This window comes from Pseudomonas wenzhouensis, from assembly GCF_021029445.1.
Taxonomy (GTDB): domain Bacteria; phylum Pseudomonadota; class Gammaproteobacteria; order Pseudomonadales; family Pseudomonadaceae; genus Aquipseudomonas; species Aquipseudomonas wenzhouensis.
In genome coordinates this window covers 1,595,299-1,610,631 of record NZ_CP072610.1, presented here as the reverse complement: position 1 = coordinate 1,610,631, position 15,333 = coordinate 1,595,299, and the positions used below count along the sequence as shown (strand labels likewise).

Here is a 15,333-nt window from a genome sequence, read left to right as displayed (position 1 = left end):
GAGCACGGTCATGCCGTGCTCAGGCATCAGATGAGACGTTCGCCGTCTGGGTCACGGCGGCCAGCTGTTTTTCCAGCTCGCGCAGGCGCTTGGCCATCTCGTCCAACTGACGAATACGGGCCGCGCTCTTCTTCCACTCGCCCGCCGGTTGCATGGCAGTACCCGAAGAATAGGCGCCCGGCTCGGTGATCGAACGGGTCACCATGGTCATCCCGGTGACGAACACGTTGTCGCACACCTCGATATGGCCAACCATGCCGACGCCACCGGCGATCATGCAGTTCTTGCCGATCTTGGTGCTGCCGGAAATACCGCAGCAGCCAGCCATGGCGGTGTTATCACCGATCTGCACGTTGTGCGCGATCATGATCTGGTTATCCAGCTTCACGCCATTGCCGATCAGCGTATCGGACAACGCACCGCGATCCACCGTGGTGTTGGCGCCGATCTCGACGTCATCGCCGATGGTTACGCCGCCAATCTGGGCGATCTTCTGCCAGACGCCCTTCTCGTTGGCGAAACCGAAGCCCTCGCCACCAATCACGGCACCGGACTGGATCACCACACGCTTGCCGATTTTTACGTCGTGATACAGCGTCACACGTGGCGCCAGCCAGCCGCCCTCACCGATCTCGCTACGCGCACCGACCACGCAATGGGCGCCGATACTGACATCGGCAGCGATACGGGCACCGCTCTCGATCACTGCATAAGGGCCGATACTGGCACTCGGATCGACCTGAGCATCACCGGCGACCTGAGCGGTCGCATGGATGCCGGCAGCAGCCCTGGGCTTGGGATCGAACAGGTGCGAAAGCTGGGCGTAAGCCAGATAGGGATTGGCCACGATCAGGGCATCACCGGCGTAGCCTTCGGCATCGTCGGCAGTCAGCAACACGGCACCAGCCTGAGTCTGCGCCAGGTACTTGCGGTACTGGGCATTGGCCAGGAAGCTCAACTGTTCGGGCCTGGCCTCCTGCAAGGTGGCCAGGCCCGTGATGACCTTGCCTTCGGCGCCACGCAGGGTAGCGCCGAGGCGCTCGGCCAACTGGCCGAGGGTAACTGTCAGCGTCATGCTCAGCGCATCTGATTCATGCGCTCGATGACCTGGCGAGTGATGTCGTACTGAGGTTTGACATCAATCACCGCACCGCGCTCGAGCACCAGGTCGAAGTTACCGTTCTTGATCACTTCTTCAACGGCCTTGTCCAGGTTCGGCTTGAGCTTGGCGAGCATCTCACGATCAGCGATGGCCTTGGCTTCGTTCAGCTCCTTGGACTGGAACTGGAAATCACGGGCTTTCTGCTTGAATTCGAGTTCGAGGCGCTCGCGCTCGGCCTGCTGCATCTTCTCGCCATCCTTGACCATACGATCCTGAATGCGCTTGGCGTCGCTTTCAAGGGTCTTGAGCTTGTTCAGCTGCGGGCCGAACTTTTTCTCGGCATCCACGGCGTAACGCTTGGCGGCATCGGATTCGAGCAGCGCCATCTGATAGTTCAGCACGGCCACCTTCATCTCGGCGAACGCCGGAGTGGCGATCAGGGCGGCGGTGAACAGAACCAGTTGAGTCAACTTACGCACAATGCACTCCTGCAACAAAACTGTTGGCTTGCTATGAAACGAAATTAGAAGGTTTGACCCAGGGAGAACTGGAAGACCTGAGTATCGGCTTCATCCGGCTTCTTGATCGGCATGGCCAGGCTGAAACTCAGTGGGCCCAGCGCGGTGATCCAGGTCAGACCAACACCCACGGAGCTGGCCAGGTTGCTGAAATCGATGTCGCAGCTGTCACTGAGTCTCTTCTGGCTGGACGAGCAATTGGTGTCGAAGACGTTACCCACGTCCCAGAACAATGCGGTACGCAGCGAACGCTGATCCTTGACGAACGGCAGCGGGAAGAGCATCTCGACGCCACCCTGCACCAGCACGTTACCACCGAACGGCAGCGCATCCTGATCCGGATCGCGGAGCGTGCCGGGTTTGTTACCGGAGCTCGGCGTACTACGCGGGCCCAGGCTGCTGTCCTCGAAGCCACGTACCGAGTTGAAACCACCGGCATAGTAGTGCTCGTAGAACGGCAGCTCGGCGGTGCTGCCGTAGCTGTCGCCATAACCCAGCTGGGTATGGAAGCGCAGGGTGTAGTTGTCACTGAGCGGGGTGAAGACCTGACCACGGTAGTCGAGCTTGTAGAACGACAGGTCACTACCTGGAATGGTGGTTTCCAGCACCAGGCTCTGCGAATGACCACGATTGGCCAGCACGCCACGGTTCAGGGTCGATTCGGACCAGCCGATGGAACCCTTGAAGTTCAGGTAGCTGTCGCCTTCGGCTTCGATGAAGTCGAAGATTTCGTCGACGGTGTAACGACCTGTATCGATCGTATCCTGCTGCACGGTCAGGCCATAGGTCAGGCGCGAAGTCTCGCTGATCGGATAACCGATATTGACGCCTGCGCCCAGACTGTCTACCGAGTAGCTGGACACATCGACATCGAGCTCGTCGTAGTCGGTGGTGCGGTAGAAGGCGTTGTAACCCAGGCTGACGCCGTCGACGGTCCAGTAGGGGTCAACGAAGCCGAAACTGTAGCGGGTCTGGTATTCACTGCGGGTCAGACCGATGCTGACGCGGTTACCGGTACCCAGGAAGTTGTTCTGGCTGATCGAACCACCGAGAATCAGACCGGCGTTCTGGGCGAAACCGACGCTGGCAGTGATGGAGCCTGACGGCTGCTCTTCGACGCTGTAGTTGACGTCGATCTGGTCATCGGTGCCCGGCACCTGCGGGGTTTCGACGTTGACTTCCTTGAAGAAGCCCAGACGCTCGAGGCGGGTCTTGGACTGATCGATCAGGTAGGTCGAGGCCCAGCCACCTTCCATCTGGCGCATTTCGCGGCGCAGCACTTCGTCTTCGGATTTGGTATTGCCACGGAAGTTGATGCGGTTGACGTAGGCACGCTTGCCCGGATCGACGAAGAAGGTGATCGAAACGGTGTTGTCCTCGTCGTGCGCTTCCGGCACGCCGTTGACGTTGGCGAAGGTGTAACCCTCATTACCCAGACGACGGGTGATCAGCTCGCTGGTGGTGGTCATGATCTTGCGCGAGAACACCTGCCCTTCCTGAACCAGCAGCAGTGCACGCACGTCTTCTTCCGGCACCTTGAGGTCACCGGACAGTTTCACTTCGCGCACGCTGTATTTCTCACCCTCTTCGACGTTGACGGTGATATAGACGTGCTTCTTGTCCGGGGTGATGGATACCTGGGTGGAACTGATATCCATGTTGATGTAGCCGCGATCCAGGTAGTAGGAACGCAGACGCTCAAGGTCACCGGACAGCTTTTCGCGGGCGTACTTGTCGTCGTTGCGGAAGAAGGACAGCCAGTTGGTGGTCTTCAACTCGAACAGATCGGAGAGTTCTTCATCCGTGAAAACCGTGTTGCCGACCACGTTGATGTGAGAGATAGCGGCGACGGTGCCTTCGTTGATGGTGATCTTCAGCGCAACGCGGTTACGCGGCTGCGGAATCACTTCGGCTTCGATCTCGGCCGAATAGCGGCCCTGAGCCACGTATTGGCGCTGCAGTTCGTTACGCACACCTTCGAGGGTGGCGCGCTGGAAGATCTCGCCTTCGGCCAGGCCGGACTGGTTCAGCCCCTTGAGCAGATCTTCGGTACTGATGGCCTTGTTGCCTTCGATCTCGATACCGGAGATGGAGGGACGCTCGACCACGGTAACCACCAGCACGTCGCCATCGCGCCCGAGCTGAATGTCCTGGAAGAAGCCGGTGCGGAACAGCGAGCGAGTAGCGTCGACCAACTGGCGATCATCGACCTGCTCGCCGACATTGAGCGGCAGCGCGCCGAATACGCTGCCGGCGGAAACCCGCTGCAGGCCATTGACGCGTATATCGGAGATGGTGAAGGACTCGGCGTGAACTTCGGCGATCATCAATGCGGACAGTACCGCAGGTAGCAGCAGACGTTTCATGAAGTCCTTTCTTATTCCAACTGACGATAAAAACTGCCGCTTAGGCGACACTTCTTTTAAAACTCAAGAACGTGATTCAGCAATGCTCACAGGCGGCTGAGGTCGTTGACCAGGGCCAGTAGCATGACCCCGATGACCAGACTGATGCCGATCTGCATCCCCCAACCCTGAACCCGCTCAGACAAGGGGCGACCACGCACCCACTCGACCAGATAAAACAGCAGATGCCCACCATCCAGTACAGGAATTGGCAGCAGATTGAGAACCCCCAGGCTAATACTCAGATAGGCAAGGAATTTCAGGAAATCCCCCAGCCCTGACTCAGCTGAAGCGCCAGCCACTTTAGCAATGGTTATCGGCCCACTCAAGTTTTTTACCGAGAGCTCACCGAACAGCATTTTCTTCAGCGAATCGAGGGTCAGCACGCTCATCGCCCAGGTCTGGCGCATACCTTCGACCACACCCTCAAGTGGGCCGTAACGCACCTCGCGAAGCATCTGCGGCGGCCATTCGACACCCTGTACCCCCGCCCCCAGATAACCTGTGCGCGCCTCGCCGTCACCGCGCGAGGCCAGGGTCAGCTGCACGTCCTGCGCCTGCCCGTCGCGCTCGACACGCAAGGTAATCGCCTCGCCCGGCATGGCCCGCACGCGGTCGACCAGTTCCTGCCAGTCGGCCAGTGGCTCATCGTCAAGCGCGAGCAGACGGTCGCCCTCGCGCAAACCTGCCGCATGGGCCGGCCCCTTGGAATCGACTTCAGCCAACACCGGCTCCAGCACGGGACGCCAGGGACGAATACCCAACGAGCCAATCGGATCCGGCTCATCGACGCCGCGCAACCAGTTGTCCAGTTGCACCTGCTTGGCCGTCTCAACCGTCGAGCCGGGCTCGAGCACACGCAGGTCGAGCGCACCACTCTCGCCCAGGCGCCTGACCAGCTGCAGATTGACCGCCGCCCAACCACTGGTGGCCTCACCATTGACCGCGACGATCTCCTGCCCGGCACGCAAGCCGGCCATCTCGGCCAGGCTGTCCGCCTGCACTGCACCAATGACGGGGCGCACCTGCTGACTGCCGAGCATGGCGACGAACCAGAAGAACAGCAGCGCCAACAGGAAATTGGCCAGCGGGCCGGCAGCGACGATAGCGATGCGCTGGCGCACGCTCTTGCGATTGAACGATTGCTCGGCGAGCTCGGCCGGCACATCGCCCTCGCGCTCATCGAGCATCTTCACGTAGCCGCCCAGAGGAATGGCCGCTATGACGAACTCGGTACCCTGGCGGTCATGCCAACGCACCAGTGGCGTACCGAAGCCAACGGAGAAACGCAGTACCTTGACGCCGCAGCGGCGGGCTACCCAGAAGTGCCCGTACTCGTGAAAGGTCACCAGGACACCCAAGGCAATCAGGGTGCCAACCAGCATGTACAACCCACTCATTTCACTTCTCCAGATGCTCAGGCACCGATACGCAACGGCCCTGCATAGCCGCGATCAACGGCGCGCGAGCCACTGCCCGGCCAACTCACGCGCACGCCGGTCAGCGTCGAAAACAGCGTCGAGCGCTTCGACAGCCTGGACAGGCTGCGCGTTCAGTACGGACTCGATCATACCCGCGATATCGCTGAAACGGATGCGCCGCTGCAGGAACGCCTCGACTGCCACCTCATTGGCCGCATTGAGCATCGCCGGTGCACTGCCGCCAGCCTGCGCCGCCTCGCGCGCCAGGCGCAGGCAGGGGAAGCGCTGCTCGTCGGGACGCTCGAAATCCAGGCGACCGACGGTGAACAGATCCAGCGGCGATACGCCTGAGTCGATACGCTCCGGCCAGGCCAAGGCGTGGGCAATCGGCGTGCGCATATCCGGATTGCCCAGCTGGGCCAGCACCGAACCGTCGACGTAATCGACCAGCGAGTGAATCACGCTCTGCCGGTGGATGACCACCTCGATCTGCTCGGGGCGGGCATCGAACAGCCAGCAGGCCTCGATCATCTCCAGCCCCTTGTTCATCATGCTGGCCGAATCGACCGAAATCTTGCGCCCCATCGACCAGTTGGGATGTGCGCAGGCCTGTTCCGGCGTGACATGCTCCAGCTCGGCCAGAGGCGTCTCGCGGAATGGCCCGCCGGAAGCCGTCAACAGCACACGGCGCACGCCGACTGCCTGCAAACCGCGTGCATAGTCGCCGGGCAGACACTGGAAAATGGCGTTGTGCTCGCTGTCGATGGGCAGCAGCACCGCCCCGCTCTGCCTGACGGCCTGCATGAACAGGGCGCCAGACATCACCAACGCTTCCTTGTTGGCCAGCAGCACTTTCTTGCCGGTCTGCACCGCAGCCAGCGTCGGCCTGAGCCCGGCAGCGCCAACAATGGCAGCCATCACGCAGTCGACGGCGGGATCAGCGGACACGGCGCACAGCCCTGCCTCCCCCGCCAGCACTTCGGTCACCAGACCGGCAGCACGCAGAGCGCCCTGCAGTTCACGCGCCGCCTCAGCATCAGGCACCACGGCATAGCGCGGGCGATGTTGCACACACAGCGCCTGCAGTTGCGCCAGCCGGGAAAAACCGCTCAGGGCGAACACCTGATAACGCCCGGGATGACGTGCGATCACATCCAGCGTGCTGAGGCCGATGGAGCCGGTCGCCCCCAGCACCGTGACCTGCTGCACGGCGCTCACAGCGAGCCCCAGCCAGCCAGCCAGAGCAGTGCGGCGAATACCGGAATGGCGGCGGTAAGGCTGTCAATTCGGTCCAGCACACCACCATGGCCCGGCAGCAGATTACTGCTGTCCTTGATGCCCGACTGACGCTTGAACATGCTCTCGGTCAGGTCGCCCACGACGGAGATCAGCACCACTACAGCCGCGCCAAGCAGGGCCAGCACCAACCCGGAGGCCGACCAACCCTGCTGCAGGCCGACCACCAAGGTGATCGACAGACTGGCAGCCAGACCACCATACACGCCTTCCCAGCTCTTGCCCGGGCTGACCCTGGGTGCCAGCTTGCGCTTGCCGAAGGCCTTGCCGGAGAAGTAGGCACCAATATCCGCCCCCCAGACCAGCACCATCACCGCAATGATCAGCGCATTGGCCTGAGGCCATTGCTTCAGCAGCACCAGCCCCTGCCAGGCCGGCAACAGAATCAGCAAGCCGATCAGCAAGCGCCCCGGCATTGCCCCCCAGTAGCGGCTGCTATCTGGATAGGTCAGCACCAGGAAGGTCGCCGCCAGCCACCACAGCACCGCCACCGCCAACAGCACGGGCGCGAACAGCGGAAACATGTACAGCGCCGCGAGCAACACGACCACTGCAACGGCATAGGCCACCCGCAGCGGCTGCGCCTGGAGCCCCGCCAAACGCGCCCACTCCCAGGCGCCCAGCGTTACCACCAGACCAATGAACCAGGCAAAGGCAGCGCCATCGAGCAGGAAAAAGCCGCCCAGAGCGATAGGCAGCAATACCAGCGCCGTGATGATTCGTTGTTTCAACATTAAGAGCGCGCCTCAGCTTCCACCTGCTCGCTGGTCTTGCCGAAGCGACGCTGGCGGGTAGCGAAATCGGCCAGCGCCTTGCGCATGGCCTCGTGCTTGAAGTCCGGCCAATAGAGGTCGGAAAAGTACAGCTCGCTGTACGCGAGCTGCCACAGCAGGAAATTGCTGATGCGATGCTCGCCACCCGTGCGAATGCACAGGTCGGGCAAAGGCAGATCGCCAGTGGCCAGACAGCCCTGCAGCAGCTGCGGACTGATGTCCTCAGGCTGCAGATGACCTGCCTGTACCTCACGCGCCAGGCGCTGAGCAGCCTGGGCGATATCCCACTGCCCGCCGTAGTTGGCCGCGATCTGCAAGGTGAAACGCCGGTTGCCGGCAGTCAGCTGCTCGGCTTCGCGCATGGCCGCCTGCAGCTCGGGATGAAAGCGCGAACGATCACCGATGATGCGCAGGCTGATGTCGTTGTCCAGCAGCCGCCTGGCTTCGCGCCGCAGCGCACCCAGGAACAGCTCCATCAGCGCACCGACCTCTTCGGCGGGGCGCTGCCAGTTCTCACTGGAGAACGCGAACAGGGTCAGCACCTCGACGCCCGACTCGGCACAGACCTCGATCACCGCGCGAACCGCGCTGACTCCAGCCTTGTGCCCTGCCACACCCGGCAACAGGCGTTTCTTCGCCCAGCGGTTGTTGCCATCCATGATGATGGCGACATGCCGTGGCACCGCCCCCTGCTTGTTCTTGTCCATGTATGGGCGTCCAGCCGTCAAACGGCCATCAGATCCGCTTCTTTCACCTCGAGCGCCTTGTCGACATCAGCGATGAACTTGTCGGTGATCTTCTGCAGCTCGTCTGCGGCACGACGCTCTTCGTCTTCACTGATTTCCTTGGCCTTGGACAGTTTCTTCAGCTCGGCCAGGGCATCACGACGCACGTTGCGCACGGCCACCTTGGCATCTTCGGCCACGCCACGCGCCTGCTTGGTATAGCCCTTGCGGGTTTCCTCGGTCAGCGCCGGCATCGGTACACGAATGGTGGTACCGGCGCTGCTCGGGTTGAGGCCCAGGTCGGACGTCATGATGGCCTTCTCGATGGCAGCACTGAGGTTCTTGTCGTGCGCAACGATCTTCAGAGTACGGGCATCTTCGACAGACACCGCAGCCACCTGATTGAGCGGCATGTCACTGCCCCAGGCCGGCACCTTGACGCTATCGAGAATACTCGGGTGGGCACGACCGGTACGAATGGCAGCCAGGTTGCGGCCCAGCGCTTCCAGGGACTTGCTCATGCGCTCCTGGGCGTCTTTCTTGATGTCGTTGATCATTGTGCATCCTCCTCGATCAGAGTTCCTTCGGCGCCACCTACTACAACGTTCAGCAGGGCACCGGGCTTGTTCATGTTGAAGACCCGCAGCGGCATGTTGTGATCGCGGCACAGGCAGATGGCCGTCAGATCCATCACACCCAGCTTGCGATCAAGCACCTCGTCATAGGTCAGGCGCTCGAATTTCTCGGCATGCGGATCCTTGAACGGGTCGGCAGTGTACACGCCATCGACCTTGGTCGCCTTCAGAACCACGTCGGCATCGATCTCGATGGCGCGCAGGCAGGCAGCCGAATCCGTGGTGAAGAAGGGGTTGCCAGTGCCGGCAGCGAAAATCACCACCTCACCGGTCTTGAGGTGACGCATGGCCTTGCGGCGGTCGTAGTGATCGGTCACACCGACCATGGAAATCGCCGACATGACGATGGCCGGGATGTTCGAGCGCTCCAGCGCATCACGCATGGCCAGCGCGTTCATCACCGTGGCCAGCATCCCCATATGGTCGCCGGTTACACGATCCATGCCCGCTGCGGACAGCGCCGCGCCACGGAACAGGTTGCCACCACCGATCACCAGACCGACCTGCACGCCGATGCCGACCAACTGGCCGACTTCCAGCGCCATGCGATCGAGCACCTTGGGATCGATACCGAAATCTTCCGAGCCCATCAGGGCCTCGCCGCTGAGTTTGAGCAGAATGCGTTTGTAACGAGGTTGGCGACCCGTAGTCTGCTGAGCCATGGCAAGTCTCTCCTGCGGCGATTTGAAATTCTTTAGCAACGCTTAAGCGCTGCAATTATCCGGCACTTCGAACGCACCGACGACCTCGGGTTGCAAGGCCGCTTGAATATTTGTCGCCCCTTATTCGGCAAAGAGGCTGCACGCGCAAGCGGGCAGCCTCTCGGGACAACTGGCCTAACTGCCGATTACTGCTTGCTGGCAGCAACCTGGGCAGCCACTTCGGCAGCGAAGTCGGTCTCGGCCTTCTCGATGCCTTCGCCCACTTCGTAACGCACGAAGGACACGACTTCGGCACCGGCTTTCTTCACCAGGTCACCGACCTTGACTTCCGGATCCATGATGAAGGCTTGCTCGACCAGGCTGGCTTCGGCCAGGAACTTGGCGATACGGCCCTTGACCATGTTCTCGACGATATTTTCCGGCTTGCCGGCGATCTTCTCGGCGTTCAGCTGCAGGAAGATTTCCTTTTCCTTGGCAACCAGCTCTTCGGAAACCTGATCCGGGGAAACCACGGCCGGGTTCGAAGCAGCAACGTGCATGGCAACGTGCTTGGCCAGCTCGTCGTTACCGCCTTTCAGGACGACCAGAACACCGATGCGGTGACCGTGCAGGTAAGCACCTACGGTGTCACCGGAAACAGCGGTCAGGCGACGGATGTTGACGTTCTCGCCACACTTGGCCACCAGGGCTTCACGGGCGGATTCGCGCGAGGCGATCAGCGGAGCGGCTTCGGTCAGGTTCTGTTCGAAGGCTTCGTCGAGGCTTTCCTTGACGAAGGCCTTGAAGTCGTCCTGCAGAGCCAGGAAGTCGGTCTGCGAGTTGACTTCGATGATCAGACCACGGCCGCCTTCGACGCGAACGGCGATGGAACCTTCGGCGGCGATGTTGCCAGCCTTCTTGGCAGCCTTGATGGCGCCGGAAGCACGCATGTCATCAATGGCTTTCTCGATGTCGCCACCGGCGGCAACCAGTGCCTTCTTGCATTCCATCATGCCTTGGCCGGTACGCTCGCGCAGTTCTTTAACCAGGGCTGCAGTAATCTCTGCCATCTTGAAAATCCTCTCGGTAGGTCTTCAACCAAATCAAAATCTGTGAGTGGCAAAAAGGGGGCCTAGCCCCCTTTTGCACAGCGCATAACGCTAAATGCTTGGCGTTACCGCTTAGCCTGCAGCGCTCTCGGCCGCGACTTCTTCGACGAACTCTTCGGTGGCGCCGCCAGCGTTGCTGCGACCACGGATCACGGCATCAGCCATGGCACCCATGTACAGCTGGATGGCACGGATGGCGTCATCGTTACCCGGGATGATGTAGTCAACGCCTTCCGGGCTGCTGTTGGTATCGACGATGCCGATGACCGGGATACCCAGCTTGTTGGCTTCGGTGATAGCAATGCGCTCATGATCAACGTCGATCACGAACAGCGCGTCCGGCAGACCGCCCATGTCCTTGATACCACCCAGGCTGCGATCCAGTTTTTCCAGATCACGAGTACGCATCAGCGCTTCTTTCTTGGTCAGTTTGTCGAAAGTACCGTCCTGGGACTGGGTTTCCAGCTCGCGCAGGCGCTTGATCGAAGCACGGATGGTTTTGAAGTTGGTCAGCATGCCGCCCAACCAGCGATGATCGACGAACGGCGAGCCGCAACGAGCCGCTTCTTCGCGAACGATCTTGCCAGCGGAACGCTTGGTGCCGACGAACAGGATCTTGTTCTTGCCAGCAGCCAGCTTTTCAACGAACGACAGGGCGTCGTTGAACATCGGCAGGGTTTTTTCCAGGTTGATGATATGAACTTTATTACGCGCGCCGAAAATGAACGGTTTCATTTTTGGGTTCCAGTAACGAGTCTGGTGGCCGAAGTGCACACCGGCCTTCAGCATATCGCGCATATTGACTTGGGACATGATAGTTCCTTGATAAGTCGGGTTAGGCCTCCACGTATCCCAGCTTCCAACCCTCGAACTTGTCGTAAGGCACCCAGGAAACCGTGTCGATACGTGTGTGGGTTTAGGCTTTCGGGCGCAGTACCCGTAAAGCGGCGCATTTTATACCACACAAAGCGGCCACACGCTACAGCCCCCGAGCTGCAAGCGGAGGCAAAGCCAACCGCGCCCAGGCACATGCGCTTCATCTTGCGGCTTGTAGCTTGAGGCTCGCAGCTACCTTTGGGGCTTGCGCCGCGCAGCTGTTAATATAGGCGCCTTTTCCGCGTGCATCCGAGAGCCCGATATGACCGTCACCATCAAATCCGCCGAAGAAATCGAGAAAATGCGCGTCGCCGGCCGCCTGGCCGCCGAAGTGCTGGAGATGATCGGCGAACACGTCAAGCCCGGGGTCACCACCGATGAACTGGATCGCATCTGCCATGACTATATCGTCAATGTGCAGCAGGCCATTCCAGCCCCGCTCAACTACAAGGGCTTTCCCAAGTCGATCTGCACCTCGATCAACCATGTGGTCTGCCACGGCATCCCCAATGACAAGCCACTGAAAGACGGCGACGTGCTGAATATCGACGTGACCGTGATCAAGGACGGCTACCACGGCGACACCAGCAAGATGTTCATGGTCGGCAAGGTGGCCGAGTGGGCCGAGCGCCTGGCCAAGGTCACCCAGGAATGCATGTACAAAGGTATCGAGCTGGTCAAACCTGGCACGCGCCTGGGCGATATTGGCGAGGTGATCCAGAAGCATGCCGAGAAGAACGGTTTCTCCGTGGTGCGCGAATACTGTGGGCACGGCATCGGCGCCGTATTCCATGAAGAGCCGCAGGTGCTGCACTACGGTAAGGCCGGCACCGGCATGGAGCTCAAGGAAGGCATGACCTTCACCATCGAACCGATGATCAACCAGGGTCGCCCGGAAACCCGCCTGCTCGGCGATGGCTGGACCGCGATCACCAAGGACCGCAAGCTTTCCGCGCAATGGGAGCACACCGTGCTGGTCACCGCTGACGGCTACGAGATCCTCACCCTGCGCAGCGACGATACCTTGCCGCGCACATCAGCCTGAGTGCGATCCGTGCACGGCATTGAAACGTGCGCAGCGCAGCACACGCTCCACTTCATATAAGGAAGGCGACCGCATGCCGCAGATGGACCCCGAACTGTTTGACCGTGGTCAGTTCCAGGCCGAGCTGGCCCTTAAATCCAGCCCCATCGCCGCATTCAAGAAGGCCATTCGCCACGCGCATGAGGTACTGGACTCACGCTTTCGCGACGGACGCGACATTCGCCGCCTGGTCGAAGATCGCGCCTGGTTCGTCGATCAGATCCTGCAGGAAGCCTGGAAGCGCTTCACCTGGAACGCGGGAGGCGATATCGCCCTGCTCGCCGTAGGCGGCTACGGCCGCGGCGAGCTGCACCCCTACTCGGACATCGACCTGCTGATCCTGCTGGGTAGCAATGACCACGAAACCTTCCGCGAACCCATCGAAGGTTTTCTCACCCTGCTCTGGGATATCGGCCTGGAAGTCGGCCAGAGCGTGCGCTCGGTGAATGAGTGCGCGGAAGAAGCCCGCGCCGATCTGACGGTCATCACCAACCTGATGGAAAGCCGCACCATCGCCGGCCCGGAGCACCTGCGCCAGCGCATGCAGCAGGTGACCAGCACCGACGTCATGTGGCCGAGCAAGCACTTCTATCTGGCCAAGCGCGAGGAGCGCAAGGCGCGCCACGGCAAGTACAACGACACCGAGTACAACCTCGAACCCAACGTCAAGGGCTCGCCAGGTGGGCTGCGTGACATCCAGACCGTGCTCTGGGTCGCCCGCCGCCAGTTCGGCACGCTCAATCTGCAGGCGCTGGTCGGCCAGGGCTTTTTGCTGGAAAGTGAATACGCCCTGCTCTCCTCCAGCCAGGAATTCCTGTGGAAGGTGCGCTACGCCCTGCACATGCTCGCCGGCCGCGCCGAAGACCGCCTGCTGTTCGATCACCAGGCCAGGATCGCCGCCCTGTTCGGTTACAAGGATGGCGACGGCAAACGCAGCATCGAACACTTCATGCAGAAGTACTACCGCGTGGTGATGGGGATTTCCGAGCTGTCGGACCTGATCAACCAGCACTTCGAGGAAGTGATCCTGCGCGCTGGCGAGAGTGGCCCGGCGACACCGCTCAACAGCCGCTTCCAGATGCGTGACGGCTACATCGAAGTGACCCACCCGAACGTCTTCAAGCGTACGCCCTTCGCCATCATCGAGGTGTTCGTGCTGATGGCGCAGAACCCCGAAATCAAGGGCGTGCGCGCCGACAGCATTCGCCTGCTGCGGGAAAACCGCCACCTGATCGACGATGAGTTCCGCAAGGACATTCGCAACACCAGCCTGTTCATCGAGCTGTTCAAGTGCAAGGAGGGCATTCACCGCAACCTGCGGCGGATGAACCGTTACGGCATTCTCGGCCGCTACCTCCCGGAGTTCGGCCATATCGTCGGGCAGATGCAGCATGACCTGTTCCACATCTATACGGTCGATGCGCACACGCTCAACCTGATCAAGCACCTGCGCAAGTTTCGCTGGCCGGAGCTGGCGGAGAAATTCCCGCTGGCCAGCAAGCTGATCGACAAGCTGCCCAAACCGGAGCTGATCTACCTCGCCGGCCTGTATCACGATATCGGTAAGGGCCGTGGCGGCGATCACTCGGAGCTGGGCGCGGTGGACGCCGACGCCTTCGCCCGCCGTCATCATCTGCCGGCCTGGGACAGCGCGCTGATCGTCTGGCTGGTACAGCACCACCTGGTGATGTCCACCACCGCGCAGCGCAAGGATCTTTCCGACCCGCAGGTGATTCACGATTTCGCCCAGTTCGTCGGTGACCAGACCCACCTGGACTACCTCTACGTGCTGACCGTGGCCGATATCAACGCCACCAACCCCAGCCTGTGGAACTCCTGGCGCGCCAGCCTGCTGCGCCAGCTCTACACCGAGACCAAGCGTGCCCTGCGTCGTGGCCTGGAAAATCCGCTGGACCGCGAAGAGCAGATTCGGCAGACGCAGAGTGCCGCCCTGGACACCCTGGTACGCGGCGGCACCGACCCGGACGATGCCGAACAGCTATGGAGCCAACTGGGCGACGACTACTTCCTGCGCCACACGGCCACCGACGTGGCCTGGCATACCGACGCCATTCTCCAGCACCCGGACGATGGCGGCCCGCTGGTACTGGTGAAGGAAACCACCCAGCGCGAATTCGAGGGTGGCACGCAGATCTTCATCTACGCACCGGATCAGCATGACTTCTTCGCCGTGACCGTAGCGGCGATGAGCCAGCTCAACCTGAACATTCACGACGCGCGGATCATCACCTCCACCAGCCAGTTCACCCTCGACACCTACGTGGTGCTGGATGCCGATGGCGGCTCGATCGGCGATAACCCGGCGCGTATCAAACAGATTCGCCAAGGCCTGATCGAAGCCCTGAAGAACCCGGACGACTACCCGACCATCATCCAGCGCCGGGTACCGCGCCAGCTCAAGCACTTCGCCTTCGCCCCGCAGGTGACCATCCACAACGACGCGCAGCGCCCGGTGACCATCCTCGAACTGACCGCACCGGACCGCCCCGGCCTGCTGGCGCGGATCGGACGCATTTTCCTCGAATACGACCTGTCGCTGCAGAACGCCAAGATCGCCACCCTTGGCGAGCGGGTCGAGGACGTGTTCTTCATCACCGACGCCAACAACCAGCCGCTGTCGGACCCGGAGTTCTGCATGCGCCTGCAGCAAGCCATCATCAGCAAGCTGTCCGAGCCGAGCACGCCACCGCCGCAGAGCATCACCATCTGAGGCCACAGCCGATGAGC

13 protein-coding genes are annotated in these 15,333 nt (G+C 61.2%); 2 read left to right on the top strand and 11 right to left on the bottom strand.

All coding sequences use genetic code 11. The features are described from left to right. Positions 1 to 19: 19 nt before the first annotated feature. The 11 genes from lpxD to rpsB form a co-directional block, all read right to left on the bottom strand. Positions 20 to 1,081, bottom strand: a complete 1,062-nt coding sequence (gene lpxD, locus J7655_RS07350; RefSeq protein WP_230927690.1) for a UDP-3-O-(3-hydroxymyristoyl)glucosamine N-acyltransferase — start codon at positions 1,079 to 1,081, stop codon at positions 20 to 22. Next, on the bottom strand, positions 1,078 to 1,581 hold the full coding sequence (locus J7655_RS07345; RefSeq protein ID WP_013716416.1) for an OmpH/Skp family outer membrane protein: 504 nt from the start codon (positions 1,579 to 1,581) through the stop codon (positions 1,078 to 1,080). Before J7655_RS07345 ends, lpxD begins: the two co-directional genes overlap by 4 nt. A 44-nt stretch (positions 1,582 to 1,625) precedes the next feature. Further along, positions 1,626 to 3,986: an outer membrane protein assembly factor BamA gene (gene bamA / locus J7655_RS07340; protein ID WP_230927208.1), complete on the bottom strand. Its 2,361-nt coding sequence runs from the start codon at positions 3,984 to 3,986 to the stop codon at positions 1,626 to 1,628. Between the two features lie 86 nt (positions 3,987 to 4,072). Further along, entirely contained in the window at positions 4,073 to 5,425 is a 1,353-nt protein-coding gene (gene rseP / locus J7655_RS07335; protein ID WP_230927207.1) for a sigma E protease regulator RseP, read from the bottom strand. A gap of 54 nt (positions 5,426 to 5,479) precedes the next feature. After that, positions 5,480 to 6,664, bottom strand: coding sequence for a 1-deoxy-D-xylulose-5-phosphate reductoisomerase (gene ispC / locus J7655_RS07330; protein ID WP_230927206.1), 1,185 nt, complete (start codon positions 6,662 to 6,664; stop codon positions 5,480 to 5,482). Beyond that, a complete protein-coding gene (locus J7655_RS07325; RefSeq protein WP_230927205.1) occupies positions 6,661 to 7,476 on the bottom strand; it encodes a phosphatidate cytidylyltransferase in 816 nt (271 codons plus the stop codon). Before J7655_RS07325 ends, ispC begins: the two co-directional genes overlap by 4 nt. Then, a complete protein-coding gene (gene uppS / locus J7655_RS07320) occupies positions 7,476 to 8,222 on the bottom strand; it encodes a polyprenyl diphosphate synthase (protein WP_230927204.1) in 747 nt (248 codons plus the stop codon). The genes J7655_RS07325 and uppS overlap by 1 nt, the downstream gene beginning before the upstream one ends. 17 nt (positions 8,223 to 8,239) lie before the next feature. Continuing rightward, positions 8,240 to 8,797: a ribosome recycling factor gene (gene frr / locus J7655_RS07315; RefSeq protein ID WP_230927203.1), complete on the bottom strand. Its 558-nt coding sequence runs from the start codon at positions 8,795 to 8,797 to the stop codon at positions 8,240 to 8,242. Beyond that, positions 8,794 to 9,537 (bottom strand): UMP kinase, encoded by a 744-nt coding sequence (pyrH, locus tag J7655_RS07310; protein ID WP_004424012.1) that lies wholly within the window; start codon positions 9,535 to 9,537, stop codon positions 8,794 to 8,796. The genes frr and pyrH overlap by 4 nt, the downstream gene beginning before the upstream one ends. A 185-nt stretch (positions 9,538 to 9,722) precedes the next feature. Then, positions 9,723 to 10,586 (bottom strand): translation elongation factor Ts, encoded by an 864-nt coding sequence (gene tsf / locus J7655_RS07305; RefSeq protein ID WP_230927202.1) that lies wholly within the window; start codon positions 10,584 to 10,586, stop codon positions 9,723 to 9,725. A 111-nt stretch (positions 10,587 to 10,697) separates the two neighbouring features. Then, the gene (gene rpsB, locus J7655_RS07300) at positions 10,698 to 11,438 is read right to left on the bottom strand and encodes a 30S ribosomal protein S2 (RefSeq protein WP_230927201.1); all 741 of its coding nucleotides are present in this window, start codon (positions 11,436 to 11,438) and stop codon (positions 10,698 to 10,700) included. 325 nt (positions 11,439 to 11,763) lie between these two features. Here rpsB and map point away from each other — a divergent pair, with 325 nt between their 5' ends. After that, positions 11,764 to 12,546, top strand: coding sequence for a type I methionyl aminopeptidase (gene map, locus J7655_RS07295; RefSeq protein WP_230927200.1), 783 nt, complete (start codon positions 11,764 to 11,766; stop codon positions 12,544 to 12,546). Between the two features lie 73 nt (positions 12,547 to 12,619). Beyond that, positions 12,620 to 15,316: a [protein-PII] uridylyltransferase gene (locus tag J7655_RS07290; protein ID WP_230927199.1), complete on the top strand. Its 2,697-nt coding sequence runs from the start codon at positions 12,620 to 12,622 to the stop codon at positions 15,314 to 15,316. Positions 15,317 to 15,333 lie beyond the last annotated feature (17 nt).

Excerpts from the sequence above, each read along its gene's own strand:
- bamA (WP_230927208.1), bottom strand. The coding sequence starts at position 3,986 with ATGAAACGTCTGCTGCTACCTGCGGTACTGTCCGCATTGATGATCGCC.
- rseP (WP_230927207.1), bottom strand. The coding sequence starts at position 5,425 with ATGAGTGGGTTGTACATGCTGGTTGGCACCCTGATTGCCTTGGGTGTC.
- J7655_RS07325 (WP_230927205.1), bottom strand. The coding sequence starts at position 7,476 with ATGTTGAAACAACGAATCATCACGGCGCTGGTATTGCTGCCTATCGCT.
- uppS (WP_230927204.1), bottom strand. The coding sequence starts at position 8,222 with ATGGACAAGAACAAGCAGGGGGCGGTGCCACGGCATGTCGCCATCATC.
- frr (WP_230927203.1), bottom strand. The coding sequence starts at position 8,797 with ATGATCAACGACATCAAGAAAGACGCCCAGGAGCGCATGAGCAAGTCC.
- pyrH (WP_004424012.1), bottom strand. The coding sequence starts at position 9,537 with ATGGCTCAGCAGACTACGGGTCGCCAACCTCGTTACAAACGCATTCTG.
- tsf (WP_230927202.1), bottom strand. The coding sequence starts at position 10,586 with ATGGCAGAGATTACTGCAGCCCTGGTTAAAGAACTGCGCGAGCGTACC.
- rpsB (WP_230927201.1), bottom strand. The coding sequence starts at position 11,438 with ATGTCCCAAGTCAATATGCGCGATATGCTGAAGGCCGGTGTGCACTTC.
- map (WP_230927200.1), top strand. The coding sequence starts at position 11,764 with ATGACCGTCACCATCAAATCCGCCGAAGAAATCGAGAAAATGCGCGTC.
- J7655_RS07290 (WP_230927199.1), top strand. The coding sequence starts at position 12,620 with ATGCCGCAGATGGACCCCGAACTGTTTGACCGTGGTCAGTTCCAGGCC.